Here is a 19,651-nt window from a genome sequence, read left to right as displayed (position 1 = left end):
TACCAGGTTGGCAAGCCCCAAGGTGGTTTGCCAACCTGGTGTTTACTAAGAGTTAAGCCAGATAGCCTTTAATCCAACTGCAAAATCCACTGGTGATGCTGCACAGTATGATTCCCCAGCACCAATCAATTATTGAAACAGAAACAGGCCAATTTTTAAGTACCGACAGATTGGTCATGTCATAAATTCCGTAGACTATCAGCCCTAAAAATGCACCATAGAAAAAACTGCTCGCTACTTGATTGTCTGCCAAAGGAAGCACAATCCACCAAATCATCAGCGCAAACAGGATATAAACTACAAAAGCAGCAGGCAAATTTGCGTTTAATTGATTTCCTTCAATATTTAAAAACGGGCCAAGCTGATTAAAATAAATTGATTTCCCAATCCATCCAATCCAGAGAAAATCCAGCAGGCAGAATAAGAGCATTGTGGGAATGAGGCATTTAAGAGCGGTCATGATTTAATCCTTAATCAATGAGTGAATCGGTTTAAATAATAATTTATGACATAAAAAGGGAAAAAGAACCATCCATATTATACCAAGAATAATGGAGCTGATCGTACCTGCTTGAAATACAGCCACGTGAAATCCTACTCCGCCCAGATAGGCTGCTGGAAATCCAATTAATGCTATAAGCCAGAGAAGACGGCGTATCCGATTGAGAAGATCTACCAGGCAAATGCACAACACACTGAAATTGATCCAAAAGCCTAACATCCACGGAGGTGCAAGATAAGGTTGAAAGGGATTGGGCTGAAAATAAATGAATGAGGTTGCAGCAAATAGACTGTCGCACAGAAAACCTAAACTGGATAGGTAGAACATAAACAGTTTCCAGTTTTTTACTTTGGATAAATCACACCAAAAATAGAGTTGAATCGCGCTGATGGATAGTGACAAGAGAAGAGGAAGCCAGGCAAAATGATTCGCTGCCAGGATAAGTGAGCCAAACCAGACGATGTAATAGGTGTAAATAACCAGTATTTTATTCATTTATTGGCCTAAACAGGGGTTGATATTGATCCAGGGGAATGGATTTAAAATAGCCTGTTTTCATGCAGGCCAGGGTGAGAAGCATCTGCTGTTTTATTATCGGTGTTTTGCAAAAAGCACCATGCAATGCGTCTCTTAAAATGCCCATAACCCGATTTGAGGATTGGAACCAAGGAGTAACAAAACGGCTTGCGGTTTGATAATAATGAAGCTGTGAAGCTCTTTTTTCAGTATAAAGAGCCAAGCCTTTTTGGACGGGCTGTTGGCGTAAACATTCAAAAAGGATTCTGGCATCAATCAATCCCAGATTAGCACCTTGACCTAATTGAGGACTCATGCCATGAGCGGCATCTCCAATAATTACAACCCGGTTGTCATGCCATGGGTGCATGCTCACATCGGCATAGGATGCATAGGCAAATTGATCATGTGAATCCAGATGATCCAATAAGGGTTTCAGTTTAGGCCAAACATTCAGGATCTGATTTTTCCATGCAGGGAAAGGGGTATTCTTCCATTGTTCCAGTCTGGTTTGATGTAAACTCCAGAAAAAACTGACCATGAGGTTCTTGTCCTTATACCCCATAGGTAAAATACCGGCCATAATTTCAGTATGTTTATAAACCTGTTCCAGAATCGTATTGAAGGTCTGTTCCGTATCCTGACAAATTGCCCAGAGTGCACCCCATTCGTAAGGTGTAACTTTGATTTTGCAATTCATGCTGTACCGCAATTGGGAGCGTGCTCCGTCTGCAATGACCACACAATCATAAGGGCCATGATGGTTTCCTTGATTATCCCTCAGATGAACACATTCTTCGCTCTGTTTTATACCAGTAATTTCGCAAGGATTGATTATTTTGATGTTCAGCTCGGTCATCTTTTTAAATAATTCTTCATAGAGGACAGCTCTATGGATGCCCAAACCACTATGGTGAGGCACCAAATCTGCATAATGTAAATCCAGAACCACTTTATTTTTATGATTCTTTCCATGCAAACCTGAAATGGGGGCGCCTCTGGAAATCAGTGAACGCACAATTCCTAATTGGTTCAACACATCCAGGCCTGCTGGTTGCAATAAGAATCCAGCACCAACAGGTTTTAAATTGTCGACTTTATCAAATACAGTAACGTCAGCATTTAATTTCTTTAAAAACAAAGCAGCAGCAGGACCAGCAATCCCGCATCCAATAATGGCAATATGCAACATAACCTGCTCCTTCTAATGCGCTGCTCCATTAAGAGTGACATAAAGTATGGTTTTCATCAATGCAACATCCAGTAACGTAGTTATCTCTTCAGGTAAGGCACTCTGTCTTGCTGGTTTAATCGGCCACGGGATAAAAATAAATAACTCATCAGAGCAATAAAGCTGACCCACACAGGAGCGATCCAGGTCATGTCATGGAGATGAGCCTGTTCAGCTACCGGTAAACTGATTGCTCCAAGGCTTGCGGAAATTGCCCAAACAGTGGATACACCTCGACAGCGGTATTGAGCAGGTAGCTGGAGGTATAAAAAATAATAGAGGGCGGAGCACAGAAAACCATTGGCCAGTATATACAAAACAAGGCCGAGCATTACTCCTGCAACAGAATCCTGGGCGGTAAACCAAAATAACACTGGGGCGCCGAAAAATGCTGCAATCATACTGTTTCGTAATAACCATAACACTTTGGACGGAGGAGTATATCGAGCAATTGGTAATGCCAACAAAGCAGACATAAGTTGCGCCATGGATCCAGCCCAGGCACAGGCAACTGGAGAGCCCAAACCCTGATCGGTGGCGTAAGAGACCCAGAATGCATTACATAGATATACTGTAACGCTTACAAAAGCTCCCATAATAGTAATATTAATAATGCCTGGCCACTCTTCACGGATTATTTGGCTTATCGGTGATCTGTCGGCAACAAATTCGGGAGATTCTGTGAGTTTTTTTCGTAAGCCGCAAACCCAAAGTGAAATCAGCCCAACGAGAACAAATATAATGCGCCACAACCCTGTATCAGGATTTGATTGAACCAATGCAGCGGTTGCTCCACCCAGAAACATACCAGCAGCACCACTGGCGGCGACAAAACTGCCGGCAATCAGAGGTTTATTGGATTGGTGTTCAACAAGGAACATGGCTGAATTGTTAATTTCTCCGCCAAGAGCGAGACCTTGAGCAATTCTTAAAAGGAGTAATCCCCAGGTGGCACTGATACCAATAACTTCATAGCCGGGAAGCAGGGCTATGCCTATAGTTGCCATGCCCATTAAAGCCGCAGAAAAAATGAGTGGTGTTCGCCGACCAAAGCCATCCGCAGAGCGGCCGAACAACCAGCCGCCTAAAGGTCTGGCAAGAAAGGCTGTAGCAAATAAGGCAAATGAAAGCATCAAGCTGTATTCTGATGGAGGAAAAAACAGTTTGGCAAACACCGACTTGGCCAGATAAAGGTACAAACTGAAATCCAGCCATTCGAGAAACACCAAAGCAATAACAACCAGTAAGGCTTTTCGATTCATTATATTATCCAATATCAGGGTGACCTCTTAATAAATCCTCGGATTTCGTCATTTTGAAAGCAGAGAAGGATCTCGAAATGCTGGTACAACATCACCTTCAAGAAATTCCTGACTGCGTTCGGAATGATTTTCCCTAGGCTATTGAGACGTCACATGCCAGAAGTCTAGGTTCTGTTGACAATTCAAGTTTCGACGTCCTGCGACTTGTTCGCGGGATCCAATCTAATCTTTATAGGCGCAATATATTCTTGTTTTGCGCATGCTCTATCGATTCCGCGAACAAGTCGCGGAAAGTAGGCTTGAACATAATGAAATGTCAACAGCCCCTAGCTTAACGTATAGTTTTGTGAGTATTTCTTTTCACCAATAAGGGCATCGTTTACAACGACCAGGGATACTTGATAGGTACCATTGGGTAAGTCTTTACGTAGAATTGTTCCAGAAAAGCCCGCCATATTGAGATGCATGCCATCATGTTTAAATGCAAGATTAACACTCTGTCTCTGGAGTTTGGTCATACTAAAAAAATAGCTCTGTTTCCCATCGGTGAATTTTAAATATACTTCATTAAGACCTGCATCCTGATTGGGTAAATACGCCCAACCATAGGTAGTAATTCGGTCTGATGATATATTGAATTGTTCCAGTTCACCCTGAGCGTCTGCTGTATTTTCAGGTACACTGAGTTGAACTGGCTCGGAATATAATTGAAAATTCGGCATTGGGAAGATTAAATCTCGTTGTACTTTTTCATAGACAATAACATCTGGATGATACATTTCGATAAGAGTTGCTAAACTCCATGTTTTGTTTCCTGGATGAATTCTTATTGTATTATAAAAATCGTTATGAAAATAAAATCCCAGTGCTTCAGAAAAACTGTCTCCGATTAACAGGCAGGTCTGTTTCGTGTCGAGTGCTTTATTAATTATCTGATAAGGAGCATTCAGGATATTGGGGCTGCCTGCCAGCGGCTCTATTTTGACTTCAGACCCGTTAAATTCTTTTCCTGTTAAATCGATTTTAAGCGAAGAGGTATCAGGAAGGGGATTATTGGATTTAATATGAGTCAGTTGGAGAAAATTGGTCAGATCGGAGGAGGTCGTTTGTTGAGGAATAAATTTAAAACTAATGGGATTAATCTTAATTCCCTTTAGCTGCATTTGTTCTGATATGGCTTGATAGGCAACATAAGCGCCCAGATAATTCCAATGACTGTCTCCTTTTAGGTATAAATCACCGTATTGTTTGCCAAGGGTATTTTTTGCTGCTAATTCCTTTTGTTTTAAACTGACAAAATCGATTCCATTGGCCTTCATCCCTTCTTCTAAAAGCTCAAGTCGGTTTTTGTTCCTTCCTTTTTGGATGTTATCAGGTAAATATTCTGGGTAAATCTCGTGCTTGTCGGGAGCAAGTGCGACCAGAAAAGGCACTGAGTATTGACTGGCTATTTTGCTCATGTGCTTTAAAATGGACAATTGGGTATAAATTTCTTCTTCAGTTGGCTGATTTTTTCCGGTGTATTGATCGATGGTTGCAGAAAAATCGTTGCCTAAAAACAGCCAATCGTCTTTACCCAATAAAGCCTGGCCAGGCTTGATACTGGTACCCAGTTTATACACAATGTTACTTGTAATCTTGCTTAGGGTCGTAATGAGTAAAGCGCGATCGATAAACCAGTTTTCAATTCCTTTAAAATCGGTTCGTCCCAGTTTAGTTATATTAAAAGGGGGGAGGGGGTAGGGATCACGATTAAACAACACCCTGATTTCATCAGCCTGTTTTTCAAAAAATAGCCCAATACCGGGTATGGATATAATGAGAATAAAAGCAATAATTAAAAATCGGTCGGAATATCTGCTCAACACGTTCATGATCAAAACCTGAAATAAAGAAATGGGTTATATGAATTGGTACTTAAGAACAGGATTGAGATCAGTAATACCGATAAACCGAGGATACTGCTCAACTGTTTGTAGGCGATAATCTGTGTTCTATCTCGATGAGTTATCAGGTAATCCTTTATGGAGCGATTAGCGCCCAGTGCCAGAATAGTTCCCATACTCATTGCACATACGGTCAGTATGTTCACACAGTTGGATAGCCCCGATACATTTAAATCACCGGGAATGAGCATGGTTTTGATAAAACTCAATGCTGAATCGAGGTGTTCTTCCCTAAAGAATACCCATCCAATCGTCACAACAAAGAGAACATAAGCATGGCGAATGACATGGGGCAGTTTGGTCATAAACTTGCCAAATCCAGTGCGCTCCAGAATCAGGAATACACCGTGATATAACCCCCATAGTACAAAGGTATAATTGGCACCGTGCCATAAACCGCATAAAGTGAAGATGATGATTAAATTGAGTTTGGTTCGTATATCGGATTTGTAACTTCCCCCTAAAGGGATGTAGATGTAGTCTCTAAACCAGCTGGACAAAGAAATGTGCCATTTTCTCCAGAATTCCTGTATTGATAATGAACCGTAAGGGAAATTGAAATTTTCTTTGTATTTAAAGCCGAACATTAACCCAAGTCCGATGGCCATATCCGAGTAGCCCGAGAAATCAAAATAGATTTGCAGTGCATAGGCTATGGCGCCAAGCCAGGCTGTGGCAAAAGTCAAATCACCTGGAGGAAGATAAAAAACATAGTCAGCCAGTTTGGCTACTTCATTGGCAATTAATACTTTTTTGGCCAGGCCAAAACAAAATCGCAAAATACCGTTTCGCACACCAGCCCGGGTTATATAACGATAATAGAATGAGTGCTTGATGTCGATATAGCGAACAATAGGGCCTGCTACCAATTGGGGAAAAAATGAAACATAACAGACGAAGGTGACGAAATTACGTTCGGCGTTTACTTTCTTCCAATACACATCAATGACATAACTCAAGGCATGGAAGGTATAAAAGCTGATCCCTAAAGGTAAGGCAATGCGTTTAAAGCCCGAGAGGTTCAAATTAAATGCATCACTCATCGTGTTGAGGAAAAAATTAAAATATTTGAAATAGATTAAAAGGGCTAAAGAGGCAGTAATGGAGGTGATGAGATACATTGTACGTTGTCGTGGGCTTTTGCTTTCCTCTATAAAAATACCGCAGAGATAATTGACAAAAATACATCCAAGCATAATGAAAATATGATCTTTTTCACCCCAATAATAAAAAGAGAGGCTGAACACCATTAAAATAAAATTTTGCCACTTTATTCGTTTTAAACAAATTAAATAGGTTAAGTTAAGACTTGGGAGAAATAAAAAAAGAAATGCTAAAGAAGAAAAAACCATTCTATCTCCGTGAAGGTTATTCGTTAGATTAACCTAACTCATTTAATCGGTTAAAAAGCCCGGTTTGACTGGATTTTGCATTATAGGGAAGTGTAATTCAGAGTGCAAATTTAAGGACACATCCCCACAGCAATTCAATTTAAATAATATAAAAAAACACTATTTTTCCCTATCGACCATGGACAGAGTGGGGAAGTGGATCAGGGGCGGGGTATCCATGTATCGTGAAAGCGAATCTACTCCATTTAGTTAGTAGAGACAGGAGTTCCATCGCCTTCTTGCGATGTTCTTAATGAGCAGGAGGAACAGGATTATTAGTACTCTCTTCAACTAATTTATCCATAGCTCCCAGAACTTTGTTTACGGTATTCATACTGGAAGTACGTGCTTCGAATAGCCTCCAGCTACCATTTCTAAACAGTGCCGTTACGGCGAATACGACGTTGATAATATCGAGAAATATTTGTTTGTATCCACGATGCTCCTGCAAAACCGGTTTTGCCTTGTTCATGGCGTCCATGCAATTGTTTTTAAATACAAAGGCATTGTCTTTGGGGTTCGTTAATAAGGTTTTAACTTCCCCACGTAAGGTCTGATAGAGTTCGAAGGCAATTCGAGCAGGCTGGTCGTATTTGGGGTTGCTCGTCGCTTTGATGGCATGCTCGAGGGATTTTAATTTTAACTCTTCCAGAATACAGAGGAATTTATTTTCAATGCTGTTTGATGCTAAATGTAACTTAATTGACTCTTTGTGTTCCTCCCGTTTATTTTCTAACCATTTCATTTGTGTCGACTGAGAGATTAGCCCACCGTGGGTCAGGGCTAGTGCCAGACTGTCATAGTTGCTGGCATTATCAAGGGTACTCAGCAGTTGCTCTTTAGTTAACCAGCTCCATGCTTTAATGGTTCCGCTGTATTCAGAATTTTTAAATAAAAGATCGGCAACACTACTGTTCATTTGAGGATGGTCAAGTAAGGTGTCTATCTGTTCGGTGCTCAGATTTTTCTCGGAAAGCTGGATTAATTCATCTTGAGAGAATTTTTTGTCCAGAATGATCAGTGCATCCAGTTCTTCGTTATTAGCGCTCATAATCATGGGGATTAGATTTGTATGATCCAAAGCTTCTTTGCCCAACTGATTTAATAGTTTAAGTGCCACATGGGGGGGCATTTGGGAAAAATGATTTGCGATTACCTCGCTCACACGAACTGCCGCATTGTGGATTTTAGCTTGTTCAATCAATTTGTCGAAACATTGCTCCCATCGATCATCGTGATTTTTAAAGTCACATACTTTGGTCGTCAGTCCAATTAATAAATTCAGGGGGAGCTGTTTGTTCAGGATTAGTAATGCCGCCTCTGTATCAAATAATTGATGCCTTAAGATTAAGGCTAGAACTCTGTCATTTACTGAGGGGTGCTGAATAATTTCTAAAAGAACTCCCTGAGCAGTCAGGTGCTTATGGTTCAGTATTGCCTGTATGACTTTTTCATCTTCGGCAAATGGATGATTTAAAATAATTAATAGCTGTTTTGTAGTGAGTTGTTTGTTGTTAATTAAAAACAACATCCCTTCCATATTAAGAAATGGGTGATTGAGCATAGTATCTATCAGGTGTTCTGTGAATGACGGGTGATGTCCTGTAAGCGATACCGTATTTTCATCTTGTGCACGGATTAATATGGAGTTGAGCTGGAACTCATTGAGTGAGGGTACTTCCAGTATTTTACGAAGTATTTCCTCATCCAGGTCTTCGAGTTTGAGTATTCGGTTGATAACTGATTCTGTGCTGCATGCATTAATGATTGCCATTAATAGCATCTTATGGATGTCTTTTTTGGTTTCAAGAATCTCCAGGATAAGCGATTCATCATATTTTTTGTGGTGCAGGATGTGAGCTATCAGTAGGGTTTTATCCATACATGAATGAACTAATGGACGTACTAAATCCACACTCGTTGCATTGGCGATAAACTGCTCCAAATATCGATTAAACAGTTTTTTGCCTTTAAAGGCAGGAGCTGTGTCTAGTATATTAATAAGATCTATGCTGTATTTGGAAATGTCAATGAGCCTTCTACCTCGCGGTTGTTCTAAAGGATTAAGTGGTTCACAATGCCGTAATTGGTAAAACTGTTCTATGGTCATTCCCAGACAGAGTTCAATAGGTTCTTTTTCCTCGGCAGTCATTGAATTAATGATGACTAATAAAGGAACCGACTCTTTATTTGCCTCAAAATGCTTCAACGTATTCTTTAATGCCATAAGATGATTTAAATGCTTGTCCACATAGATGAAACTGTTCATGGGGAGATTGAACTGAATTTGCAGGTCTTCAAGTTTGATAGACTTTTTATTCCAGTTTTGATTGATGTACACAAAAGCTTCGGCTAATTTGCGGTACTCATTTTCTTGTGAGGGGATGACATTAGGCAGTAAATCAACCCATTTGAATTCAGTCAAGTCTTCGTAAGGATGGTTGGCAATGTAAGTATATCCCTCTGATTTAGCTTGAGTCAGCGTTTCTTTAAGTTGATGAAGACTTGCTTGGCATCCAGGGCGATAGGGTAGTAAGCTGTGCTCAAAAAAATTGATTTTTTCTTCTGGTAGGCTTTGCAACCATAATAACGGGCTTTCCTGGTTTATCAGACTGGAAAATTCTCCATTAAAAAAGCGGATTTGTTCGCGTAATTGCTGATACTCTTCGGTATGAATTACTTCTTCTGGTCGTGTACCAGCAACGACCGTGTCCATCGTGGTCGAAATCCAGTTTTTAGAGTTATTTGCCAACACTTTTTCTTTCAGCTCCCGGGCTTCCTGCGGGGTGATGATCATTGCAGTGAGTTGGCCTTCATTGTTCTGGTGGTACCAGATTAAAAACACTGGTTTAATATACGCGTTAACACATTCAGTTTGTCCTTGATAGGTATAGGTGTAGTTAGCACTGGCCATGAGATTTTCTGAAAAGAAAGCGGGATGCTGATCACCTTGCGCACATAGCGTATTTAAGGTTAAAGCCCATCTGCTCTGGAACTGTTTATTTTGAAAAAAAACATCGGCATCGAATATATCGAACCATGGTATTATTGGTTGTTCATTTAATTTGCCGCTGTAAAATTCATTCAGGGTCAACACTTCAATTTCCACTTCTTTTTCAACTTCTGTCTGCACCTCAACTTCCGTATTAAAAGAATTATCAAGGGCGTCATATTCAGGTAAACAAAATGGGAGTGCTTTATTGATAATGGATTCCAGTTCTTGGGACATATGTCTAATGTCTTCTGCAAAAGGAGGAGTCTCGGCTAATTTTAATCGGGATTCCCAAAGATTCTTTATTTGTTTTTTGTAGTGTTTGAGGATATCTCCAATGGCTTGTTTTTTATTGATACCACCATAAAGGGCAAAAAGGTCCAGAGCCTGAGACTCTTCAAAAAGCGGTCTGAAGTGTTGCATTAAAGCGGCTTTTTTATCTGCCTGCTCTGATGGGATGTCTTGAATCAGGGTAAGGAATTTTCTTCTGATATGATTCCTCATTTGTCCTTGAGCTGCGGCAGGGGCATCCATGAAAACAGCCATTTTATCATTGTGTTTGAATTTTTCATCCAGTTGTTCCAATGAAAGTTCTTTCATCCGAGTGGGCGTAATCAGTTCATTAGTTTGATCTTGATCCAGTTCTCTTTCGCGCATTACACCTTGCAATAATTCCTGTTTTGATGTTTTATCATCAACTAAAACCAACGCATGTGCCTGAGCGAATTGTTTTATATCAATGCCTGTAGTGTGAATTTGATCGTATAAGGTGAAGCGCTCTTCAGGGGTGGAGTCGAGCAGGCGATTGATTTCATCCGCATTTGTAGTGCCCAGGATGATGGGTTTATCAGGCGCATTCACGTTTAGAGCACATAAAACCTGGTCTTCATTAAAATACAGAACGTGTTTAAGAGGGGTACTAAAATGATCGGGATTCGAGCTAATATAACGCACCAGCTCTTTAGCAACTCCCAAATTACTGACACCAGTAAATGTTCCTTTAATATCAATGATGCAGCGTGTTCGGTCGCGGGAGCTTGAACGAGAGAGGATGTCGGTTATAAATTGGGCCGCATTTTCAAAATCACAGCTTGAAATAGAGGTTTTATTCCGAAGCACTTCAAAAATATACCCATCAGATCCTAGAGATGAACTTTTATCATAATGAAGTCGTTGATGATAAACTGCCTCATTCAAGGAGGGAGTGCCTGATACCCCCTGTACGCTTCGGTATTGGTCGGTATGATTGAAGTTATCGCTGGAGAGAATGGTACTGTCTTGTTTGATTTGCTTTAAGGAATATTCACGTAAAAAATCAAAAATGAGTGCAGTATTCGATTGAAGCCGACGATGAAGCTCAGTCATTTGATCTTCGTTTTTAATATCAAGCTGACTTAATTTGATGCCTAATCCACTGGTCAACAAGGTAAAGCCTTGTGCTGTAGGGGTATCATCGATTGAGCGGACCGTGTCAGAGTCAGCAGTTGTCTGGAATTGTAATAGCTCTTGTCGGGCCAGGGATTCCCATTCTACAATTCGTTCAATCAGTTGTTCTTTGCTGATTCCTTTGAGGAGCATCATTTGAATGGTTTTATTGATAGCTTCCAATTCTTCCTTGTAACGATTCCTTTCGTTAGGTGTGTCAACTCCTGCATAGGGTATTGCAAGAGTTTTCTCTAAAGCAGTTAAATCTTTACGATGTGATTCTCCATAATGTTTGCCCAGTTTTTGGGTCAGTGTTTGTTGAAGACGTACATTAATTTCCTGTTTAAAAAATGCCAATGACGCCTGAACCTCGTTGCTTGCGGCACTAACTGCCAGAGGGATTGAGGGGGAGTTATGGGTGAGATAGTTAATCAGTTCAGCTTGAACATGTGCTCCATATTTGAGTTTTGCCTCAGTGACAAACCCGATTAATGGGCTGGTTGGATCAGTTATGAGTTTGACGGCTAATTCGGTTTTAAAAGGAGTCCAATCATGAGCGTCGTCGTAGGATGGGGCTTCCTGGATGATTTTCTGATCAATAAAACTGAACAGGGAGATTGCATTTTTGATGAGCGATGTGCTGATGGGTTTCGAGTCACCCAGGGTATAGTTGAGCTTTTTCTTATTGGACAAGCCTTGATGGACCTCATCAATAAGACAATCCGCGTGATTCCGGAATAGGTTGGTGATTTTATCACACCAATAGACTTGTTTTTCCCATGTCGCATCGTGCTCGACGTTTGAAAGCAACAGCTCAATGTACTTTAATTCCAGTGATTGGATGGATTCCCCTGTGGTTACCAGGTAGCCTCGAGTCGTCATGACCTCAACCATTAATTGATATATTCGCTCGAACCGTTCAGGAGAACAGTCGCTGTCTCGATTGAATTCAAAGCGGTATGCTCTTTTGCCAAAAAGACGTTGTGAGGTGCGGTTTAAATCGACGTGATTGGTTGCTAACAGTGCCTGGGGAACCTCAATCACCACCAGGTTATCGCCTTGTGCTTTTTTTTCAGCCAGAATAGGGAGAATTACCTTGGATTTACCACCGCCCATAATGATTTTTTCAATGGTTTCATTAAAGCGGCTTCCATCTTCTGGTTCTTTGAGCAGGGATTCGAGAGCGCTCACCTGCCGTTTACGCAACACGATATTATCCTCATGTTGCAGTATCACTATGGATGGGTCATCAAGTCCTGGTATTTCAGTGCGAGCCAGCAGATCAAGAGCTTGAGCGGCACTATTCGCATTACCCGTAGCTAATGAGTGCATCAGATCGGTCTTTATTTTTTTCAGGGAGTGATGTTTTATGCCTTCCATCAAGGATTGATGGATTAAGTCGTGCAAGCGTTGTGCATTTTCGAGACTTAGACCGGTTTTTTCTATGCTGTAAGCAAAATCTGCGCGCGAGTACAGGGACAGCAAATCGGATTGGGTTAGATCGGCTCTAGCTCTGGATTTTTTTTCAATAGCCCATATCCTGTGTTTTTTAGGATCATCAGGACCTTGATTGGCAAGCTCCAGTGCTTCCGACCAGGAGTGCTCTATCTGCTGAACCAGCAAGGGTTCAGCAGTTTCCGTGGCAGCGAGAAGATTTTGGGATAACACAGGAGAGTCGATTAATTCCCTGGCGGCCATTCTCTTTTGATGCTCAAGGGTAAAAAGAATTTGCCCCGCCTGTTCTTCAATGGAGAAATTGTGATCCAAATCAGTGTTCAAACGATTACTCAGTAAAGAAATGGCTTCATTCGCTCTTTCTTCCAGTTCTTTGTACTGAGTCAGCACTCTGATTAGCGCTTCTTTTGATTCTGGAGATTTTTGGTTCAGTAAGGGGGTAATTCCCATTTGGTCGATTAATGGCGGTAATACCGTTCTGGTTACTTTTAAAGGCGCATGATCTGGACGCTCATGATGTACTAACAAGTCTTCAGGTTTTGCTAAAATGTCCTGGTATATGTCTTTTGCTTGATAAACAGATAAAGGGGGAACCTGTAACTCGCTTAAGTGTGTGACTAATTGATCAAATGTATAGGTTCTGTATCTGAATGTATTCTGGCTTGGAGTGGTTAATAATCGATACAATAGATTACATAACAAGGGAATATTGGATTCCTGATGTTCTAGTTTGATGTGGCGTGCAGCAATTAATGTCTTTGAGCAGAAGTCCAATAGTTCTTGACGTTCTTTTGAATTTAAGGAACAGGCTATTTGTAAATAGGCTGGAAAATACTTAACGAACTGATCATCACTTATTACAGAAGACAGGGAGCTCAATGCTTCTTGTTTCAGTAGAGAACTGGCATCATTACCAGGTAATCGATACTGCCACAATTCCATTTGAGATAATGTATCGCTTTGTAACAGGTTATTTTTAATGCGGCTGGATGCAGGGAGGCTTAAATCCAGGGGGATTAATTCCAGGATGGTTGATTGGGCAACAACAGGTTTAAGGCGTGCCAGATTTTCATTAATATAGTTTAATCGCTCTTCTTCAGCAGGTGATAATGAGTGATCGGCAGTTTGTCGCGCCAGTATCCCATCCCGCTCTTTAACCAGTTCTTCAAGACTTAACGTCATCCATTCATAACCTAAAGCTCCTTTAGGTGCATATTCTTTGGGTTGTGATTGATGATAATAAGATAATAATTTTTTGCGTTCCAGTGGAGTGAGAATATATGTGTGCTCTAAATGGCGACGCATGGTTTGTAAACGAGAAAATGAGCGATATATTTGTTCCGGAAGCCCATTTTGAAAAGCATTTAATTCTTCTACTCTCAATGATTCATACACTGCATTTGCAGAGCCCTCTGGAGTTTTAACCTCGTTTATTTTGATTGGGCCATTTTGGATGAGGTAATCACTTAACAAACTCATTGCTTTAAGTCGGCAGGCGACATAGGGAGGGGTATTTCTTTTGGGTTTATCTTTTTGGTGCTCACTGTGAAGGCCAGGTAGTGTGTGCGGCATTTCATCGCATATCCAGCGGATAAATTGTAACTCCTCTGCACTTCCTGTAAGTCCTCCTAGGCGAGTATTGCATTCTTCCAGAATATTCCAGGCTTTTTCAGTTTGATTGGTTGCCATATAAGTATAGGCAAGATATAAGGCGTCAGCGACAGTATCTGCAATGGGCTCACCATTCTGTAGCCGAAAACTGATATAGCGCTCACTGTTCTGGTAGTGCCACATTGGTATTCGCAAGGGCCGATTATTGCTCCAATGATTTTCTAGCTTCGCCGCTGCTATTTTTCCATCAATGTCGTGTTGTACCGGATAGAAACTGCTTTTTTTCGCTCCTGATTCTATCGCATAAAATCGCGCCACTGGAACCAGATAACGTTGTTGATCTTTAGATGCCAGGACAAGGCCGGCTACTGAGGGATGAATTGGTGAAGGAGAATCTGTAACCAGCTCTCCAGTTTCTTGATGGATAAGTGTTGAATTTCTAAGCTGAAAGCGCAGGTTATACCTTGGGAGTGTTACGTAAGAATCGGATGATTCGCTGGTATGGGATAATATATATTGACGACTTTCAAATTGTTTCAGTATGGGCGTATTAATGTTTGATAACTGGGCACTCGTTTTGTTTCCCTGGGCATCAAGAGCCAGGATTTTGCCATTGTTCACTGAATAGAGTGGAATGTTATTGCACACCAATATCCCATTGTTGGGATTGTTCACATCGCGCCAATAATTCATGGTCCCATCAGTCAAAATTTTGGGTAGGCCTGAAATTATGATTTGTATCTGTTTATTGGCATGGAAGGCCTTATGATATGTCGATAATGCTTGCAATTCATAATCGCCTTCAATTTGTTGAATAGTCCATTTTTTTCGAACAGTTAATTGGTTTTCTTTATGATACAGATAAGCTTCCTGTCCCTTTTCTGATAAAATCATATAGCTCTGGTCGGAGTTCATGAGGCATTCTTTAACGTCAGCTAGCCCCAATTCTTTGATTAATGGGTGATTTTGTATGACCAGCGGTACACCGCTTCGCGCAAGTCCGCGCTCAAATAATTTTCCTTGAATCGCATTGAAGTCATAGGATTTGTGAGTTACTTGATTTTCTATATGAAAAACAGGAAATCGGCCGGTGATAACGAGATTCTGTTCTGAGGTGTTCTCGATTTCTTGTACAGTAGTTTTTATTGTGTGCTCTAACAGGTTGTCGTATTGTTTTCGGATAATCGCTTTAAATTGGGCAACAGCACAATCTACGCTGAGCCGATGAGCCTTATCCTCCAGAATCAGGGGATTAGTATGACTATTCAAGTAATTATAGGCTTTATATGCCAGGGTAAACAGCTCATCTGATTGCTCGCCCAGTTCCATACGCGTTACTAGACTCAAAAAAAGATATTGTTGTACTGCGTAGATGATCTCGGGTTTATTATCCAGAGATAATTGTTTTTCCAGATCATGCTGAATCGTCTGAAGTCTTTCTATACCAACTGGATTATTATCCAGAGCCATATAACGGCTAACCAGAAAATTGAGACGTAAAAATTGAAGGGAATTGCGAGTATGTTGACCATTGTGAGTATAAAATCTCATTCCTGTTTTTAAGTAGGTATCAAATTGGGAGACAAATTGAGTGTCTTCCCTCTTATCAAGTAGGAGTCCTGGTTGGAACAAATTCGCTTCAACATAGCGTTGGTTAGACTCGTCAGACAGGAGTTCAATATGGCGGGTAAAATAGTCAAGAGTCAGCGCAATTTGCCAATTGGGATCACTTCTCAGGTGGAAATAATCTCTGGCCTGGATGTCAGTTTGAGTGATTTGCCTAGGGCCGTGAGAATCATCTACAGGTTTTGCCGGGTTTAATTGAATTGAATTGGCAGTTTTGTCTCTTCTTTTTTGGGAATAGGAGGTATATTCTGAAATATCTGCTTCAAGTGCATCTTTAGCCGCTGAGTCTTTTAAATTGTATTTGGACTGAGTTAATGACGTTAATAACTTTTCACCGGATATATAACCTGGAAATAAAGGTGATAAGACTGCAAATTGGGCATTATTCATGCCCGGTCTAAACCAGACATGATCAGCATATTCTTGCTTAAAGAATGGATTGACTGCTTTTCTGAGGATGGACTCATGCTCCATGTGATTTACAACTTTCGTGATAATGGGATTAAATTTTGCATCCAGATGTTTGCTGTTATCATGATGTAGTGCGATCATGTAAAATGATTTTAGTCCATTACGCCGGATTTCCTCATGCAGTTGAGTATTATCTTGACCAAATTCTTTATCATATAAATCAGCTAATTCACGGTCTAATTCAGGTTCGGACCAGATTAAAAATTTAACAAATACATTATAGCCATTAATATCGTTATTGGGCGCATATTGGTAGTGCTCTTGCATTTGTTTCAATCTTTTGTCAAGAACAGGATTATTCGTGGCATAAAATGGGTTTCGATCCTGGTTTCCGATTAGGGAATTTATCAGTGTTTGGGAAAAAGGCTGAAAAGAGGGCATATTGCTGTTTGAGGGAACCACTCCATAGGCATCTGTTTGTAAACTGATGATGCTTAATAGCATCAAATTGATGGCCGGATCCTGTTCCTTATTTATCCAGTTGGATTTTAGTTCGAGAATCAAGGTTTGAATTTGCGCCAACTGATCTTTAAATTGCTTAAAATCATTCAGGCTGATGAGTTCACGATAAAAACCGGGATCATTGGGGAACTGAGGAAAAAGGGGCATTTCCAAAATCAGGTGTTCAAGATAATTATATTGAGTCGCAGGATCCTTAATAAGATTGATGTTTTGTATGGCCTTTTTGAGATTATCAAGCAGATTGGTACCATCCTTTAATGCAATCATAGCAGGAATAGGGGCATCTCGTGCCTGCTGCTCGAGTTGGATTGGGGGAGCGATAGTGGGTTGTAATGATACAGTTAATGAGAACATCTGCTCCTGTAGGGCTGGTAATACTGCTGGGGCGTCAAATGGTGTTGTGCTTAATTGGTGTTCCAGAGCAATGATTTTGTCGTGCTCTTCTTTAATTTCAATCTCGTTGAATAAATCGGGGCTGTTTAATATTTTTAAATTATTATCAATAGCCAGTCGTATCTGATCCAGTACTGCTGGTGTATAAGGCTGTTGTTTTTGAATGCAGGCATTGACGTAATCAAACAGTGCATACTGTTTGAAATGGAACATGAATCGTTGGTATTCCTTGAGTGACGGAGTGTTAATCTTCAGCATTTGATGAGGGGCGCGTTGAGAGCAAGTTCCTGATAACTGACCTCCTGTATAGGCATGTTCTGAGAGCCCAACGCTTGCATCAATTTCTTCACCGTTAATGTAGCTGATGCTGGGTAAAATTTCTTCATAAAGTACTTTTGCATTAAACGGTTTTTTTTTGGCGCTCATTGCCTGCGGTAATCTGGCTTTTAGTAGTTTTGCTATAAAATGAGCGAGCTCTTCTTTCTCTTTTTGGGACTGTGGGCTGGGGACTTGCCAGGATTTTCTTGGGTTAAATAATTCCTTTTCGGTTGCCGATTTTTTTGCATGGTATTCAATACCCGCTCCTGCGTTGATTGCACTAAACGTAAAACCGTCCTGTTGCGGAGTAAATTCGTAGACCATGGAGTGACCGCCATCATTGTCATACCAACCCCCAGGAAGTAAAATTTTACCATTACCTGGCATGTTCATAATGTCTTCAGCGATTGAAGTGGCTAGTTCCTTTATTTCCTCGTCGAATAGAGGAGCCTGAGTCATATTGGTTGTCTTTCGTTCAATACTGCTGATGTACTTCATTTGTTCGACTAAAATAAGGTACTCGGCCGGAACAGGTTGATTCGTTTGGATAAGATGATCCAGGTATAGACTCAAATACTCTACCGTTCTTGAAAAGTGATGTCCTTGAAGTTGATAGGTTCCGGTAAGGGAGGAGTCGTTTTCAATGTGGGCAAATAGAGAAGCGTCAATAATCATTTTTGTCCAAATAATATCATTATGAAATAATTATAGTTCATTGTGAATTTTATTGGAATTTCTTGTGCAAAAAATAGGATAAAAGTGCTTGATTCGTCAAGCACTATTCACTATGAGAATTTAGTTGGAAATGGCGCCCTCAGCCGGGTATTTTTTTTTGCTTCGATGTGAGGTGAATGCGTCAATCATTTTGGCAAATGCCCCATTCCCCAATACATTAGCACTGGTGACGACCGGATCAAAAAGAATGTAGAGCGCAGTAATTAAAGACATCATGGCCGTATTAAAGCCAAGATACGTTTCCAGAATAGGAAGCATCACAATGATTCCTCCACCAGGTATGGCTGCTACTGAAAATTTGGCTAGAACAAAATAGAACGTAAATTGAAGATAGGTCAATAAAGAAGGTTCATCCATCCCAAAACTTTTTAGGACCGCATAAGCAAATATAGGTATGGCAAAGCAATCACCAACCAGATGAATGTTCACTGTGGCGGGAATCACTGCGCCGGACAGCTCTTTATTTCGTGTGCAGTTTTCTACACCCATAATAGTAAGAGGCATACTGGCTGCGCTTGACATGGTGCTAAAACCGCTAATAACTGCGGGCAGCATATTTTTAAGATCTTTGAATAATCCACCAATTTGAAATTGGTTAAGACTGAATAAGACAAATGCAATATAAACAAATTGGGCCAGGCCTATAAGGAGAAAAATGGGGGCATACTCTTTGATGATGATGGATACAACGCCATCATAGTGCAATTTGATAAGAAAACCTGCAACAAAAAGCGGGATAAGACAGACAATAACAGATAAAATAATGTTCATCACTTTATCTATTTTGTGCACAAGCCTCAATGACTTATTCGGGCTAAGTCTGGACAGGATGAAACCAAGAATAATTCCCGCAAACATCGCTTTATCGTTTGCAATTAATTTGGGTGGGGAAAACGTCCATAAAGGCAGCAGCTCCATGGTTTTAGGAGGAACAATCATTGAGAAGCCAAGATGATAAACCCCTATTCCTACATAATGACTGAGAAAAGTGGATATAAAATTGGAACAGCAGACAAAGAAGAGGATCAAACCGATAATTTTGGTCGCTTTATTGGATAAAGTAAGTACTGTTTTTAGCAGGAGAGTGAAAATAATAAAGGGCAAGGCAAGAACAATAATGGATTTTATGCTCAGGCTTATTGAGTATAAAAATTGTTTTAGCGCGTAGGGCATGAAAGGGGCAAAGCATACAACAGCTAGGATAATGGCTAATAAAATAAATGGCATTTTACGAAACATAAGAACTCCCTGGAGGGGTTAAATAAAAAATAATTAAATGATGTGAATAGCAGATAAGTACCGGACTAGCCGGTGG

The 19,651-nt window shown here is 40.5% G+C and carries 8 protein-coding genes; all 8 read right to left on the bottom strand.

Going from position 1 to position 19,651, the window contains the following annotated elements:
• Positions 1–52: 52 nt before the first annotated feature.
• Positions 53–460 carry a DUF2177 family protein gene (locus ELY21_RS04260; protein ID WP_127107208.1) on the bottom strand — a complete coding sequence of 136 codons (408 nt, stop codon included), beginning with the start codon at positions 458–460 and terminating at the stop codon, positions 53–55.
• Between the two features lie 3 nt (positions 461–463).
• On the bottom strand, positions 464–997 hold the full coding sequence (locus ELY21_RS04255) for a DUF2878 family protein (protein WP_028384076.1): 534 nt from the start codon (positions 995–997) through the stop codon (positions 464–466).
• Positions 990–2,210: an NAD(P)/FAD-dependent oxidoreductase gene (locus ELY21_RS04250; protein WP_127107206.1), complete on the bottom strand. Its 1,221-nt coding sequence runs from the start codon at positions 2,208–2,210 to the stop codon at positions 990–992. Before ELY21_RS04250 ends, ELY21_RS04255 begins: the two co-directional genes overlap by 8 nt.
• 80 nt (positions 2,211–2,290) lie before the next feature.
• A complete protein-coding gene (locus ELY21_RS04245) occupies positions 2,291–3,511 on the bottom strand; it encodes an MFS transporter (RefSeq protein WP_127107204.1) in 1,221 nt (406 codons plus the stop codon).
• Between the two features lie 326 nt (positions 3,512–3,837).
• Positions 3,838–5,385, bottom strand: a complete 1,548-nt coding sequence (locus ELY21_RS04240) for an alginate O-acetyltransferase (RefSeq protein WP_127107202.1) — start codon at positions 5,383–5,385, stop codon at positions 3,838–3,840.
• Positions 5,386–5,387: 2 nt separating this feature from the next.
• Positions 5,388–6,809, bottom strand: a complete 1,422-nt coding sequence (locus ELY21_RS04235) for an MBOAT family protein (protein WP_127107200.1) — start codon at positions 6,807–6,809, stop codon at positions 5,388–5,390.
• A 289-nt stretch (positions 6,810–7,098) separates the two neighbouring features.
• A complete protein-coding gene (locus tag ELY21_RS04230) occupies positions 7,099–18,276 on the bottom strand; it encodes a DUF3638 domain-containing protein (RefSeq protein ID WP_127107198.1) in 11,178 nt (3,725 codons plus the stop codon).
• 120 nt (positions 18,277–18,396) lie between these two features.
• A complete protein-coding gene (locus tag ELY21_RS04225; RefSeq protein ID WP_127107196.1) occupies positions 18,397–19,575 on the bottom strand; it encodes a cation:dicarboxylate symporter family transporter in 1,179 nt (392 codons plus the stop codon).
• Positions 19,576–19,651: the final 76 nt, after the last annotated feature.

It is taken from the genome of Legionella sp. km535 (assembly GCF_003990085.1).
In the GTDB taxonomy this organism is placed as follows: domain Bacteria; phylum Pseudomonadota; class Gammaproteobacteria; order Legionellales; family Legionellaceae; genus Legionella; species Legionella moravica.
The sequence above is the reverse complement of the archived record's forward strand: the minus strand, read 5'-3'. Positions and strand labels throughout refer to the sequence as shown.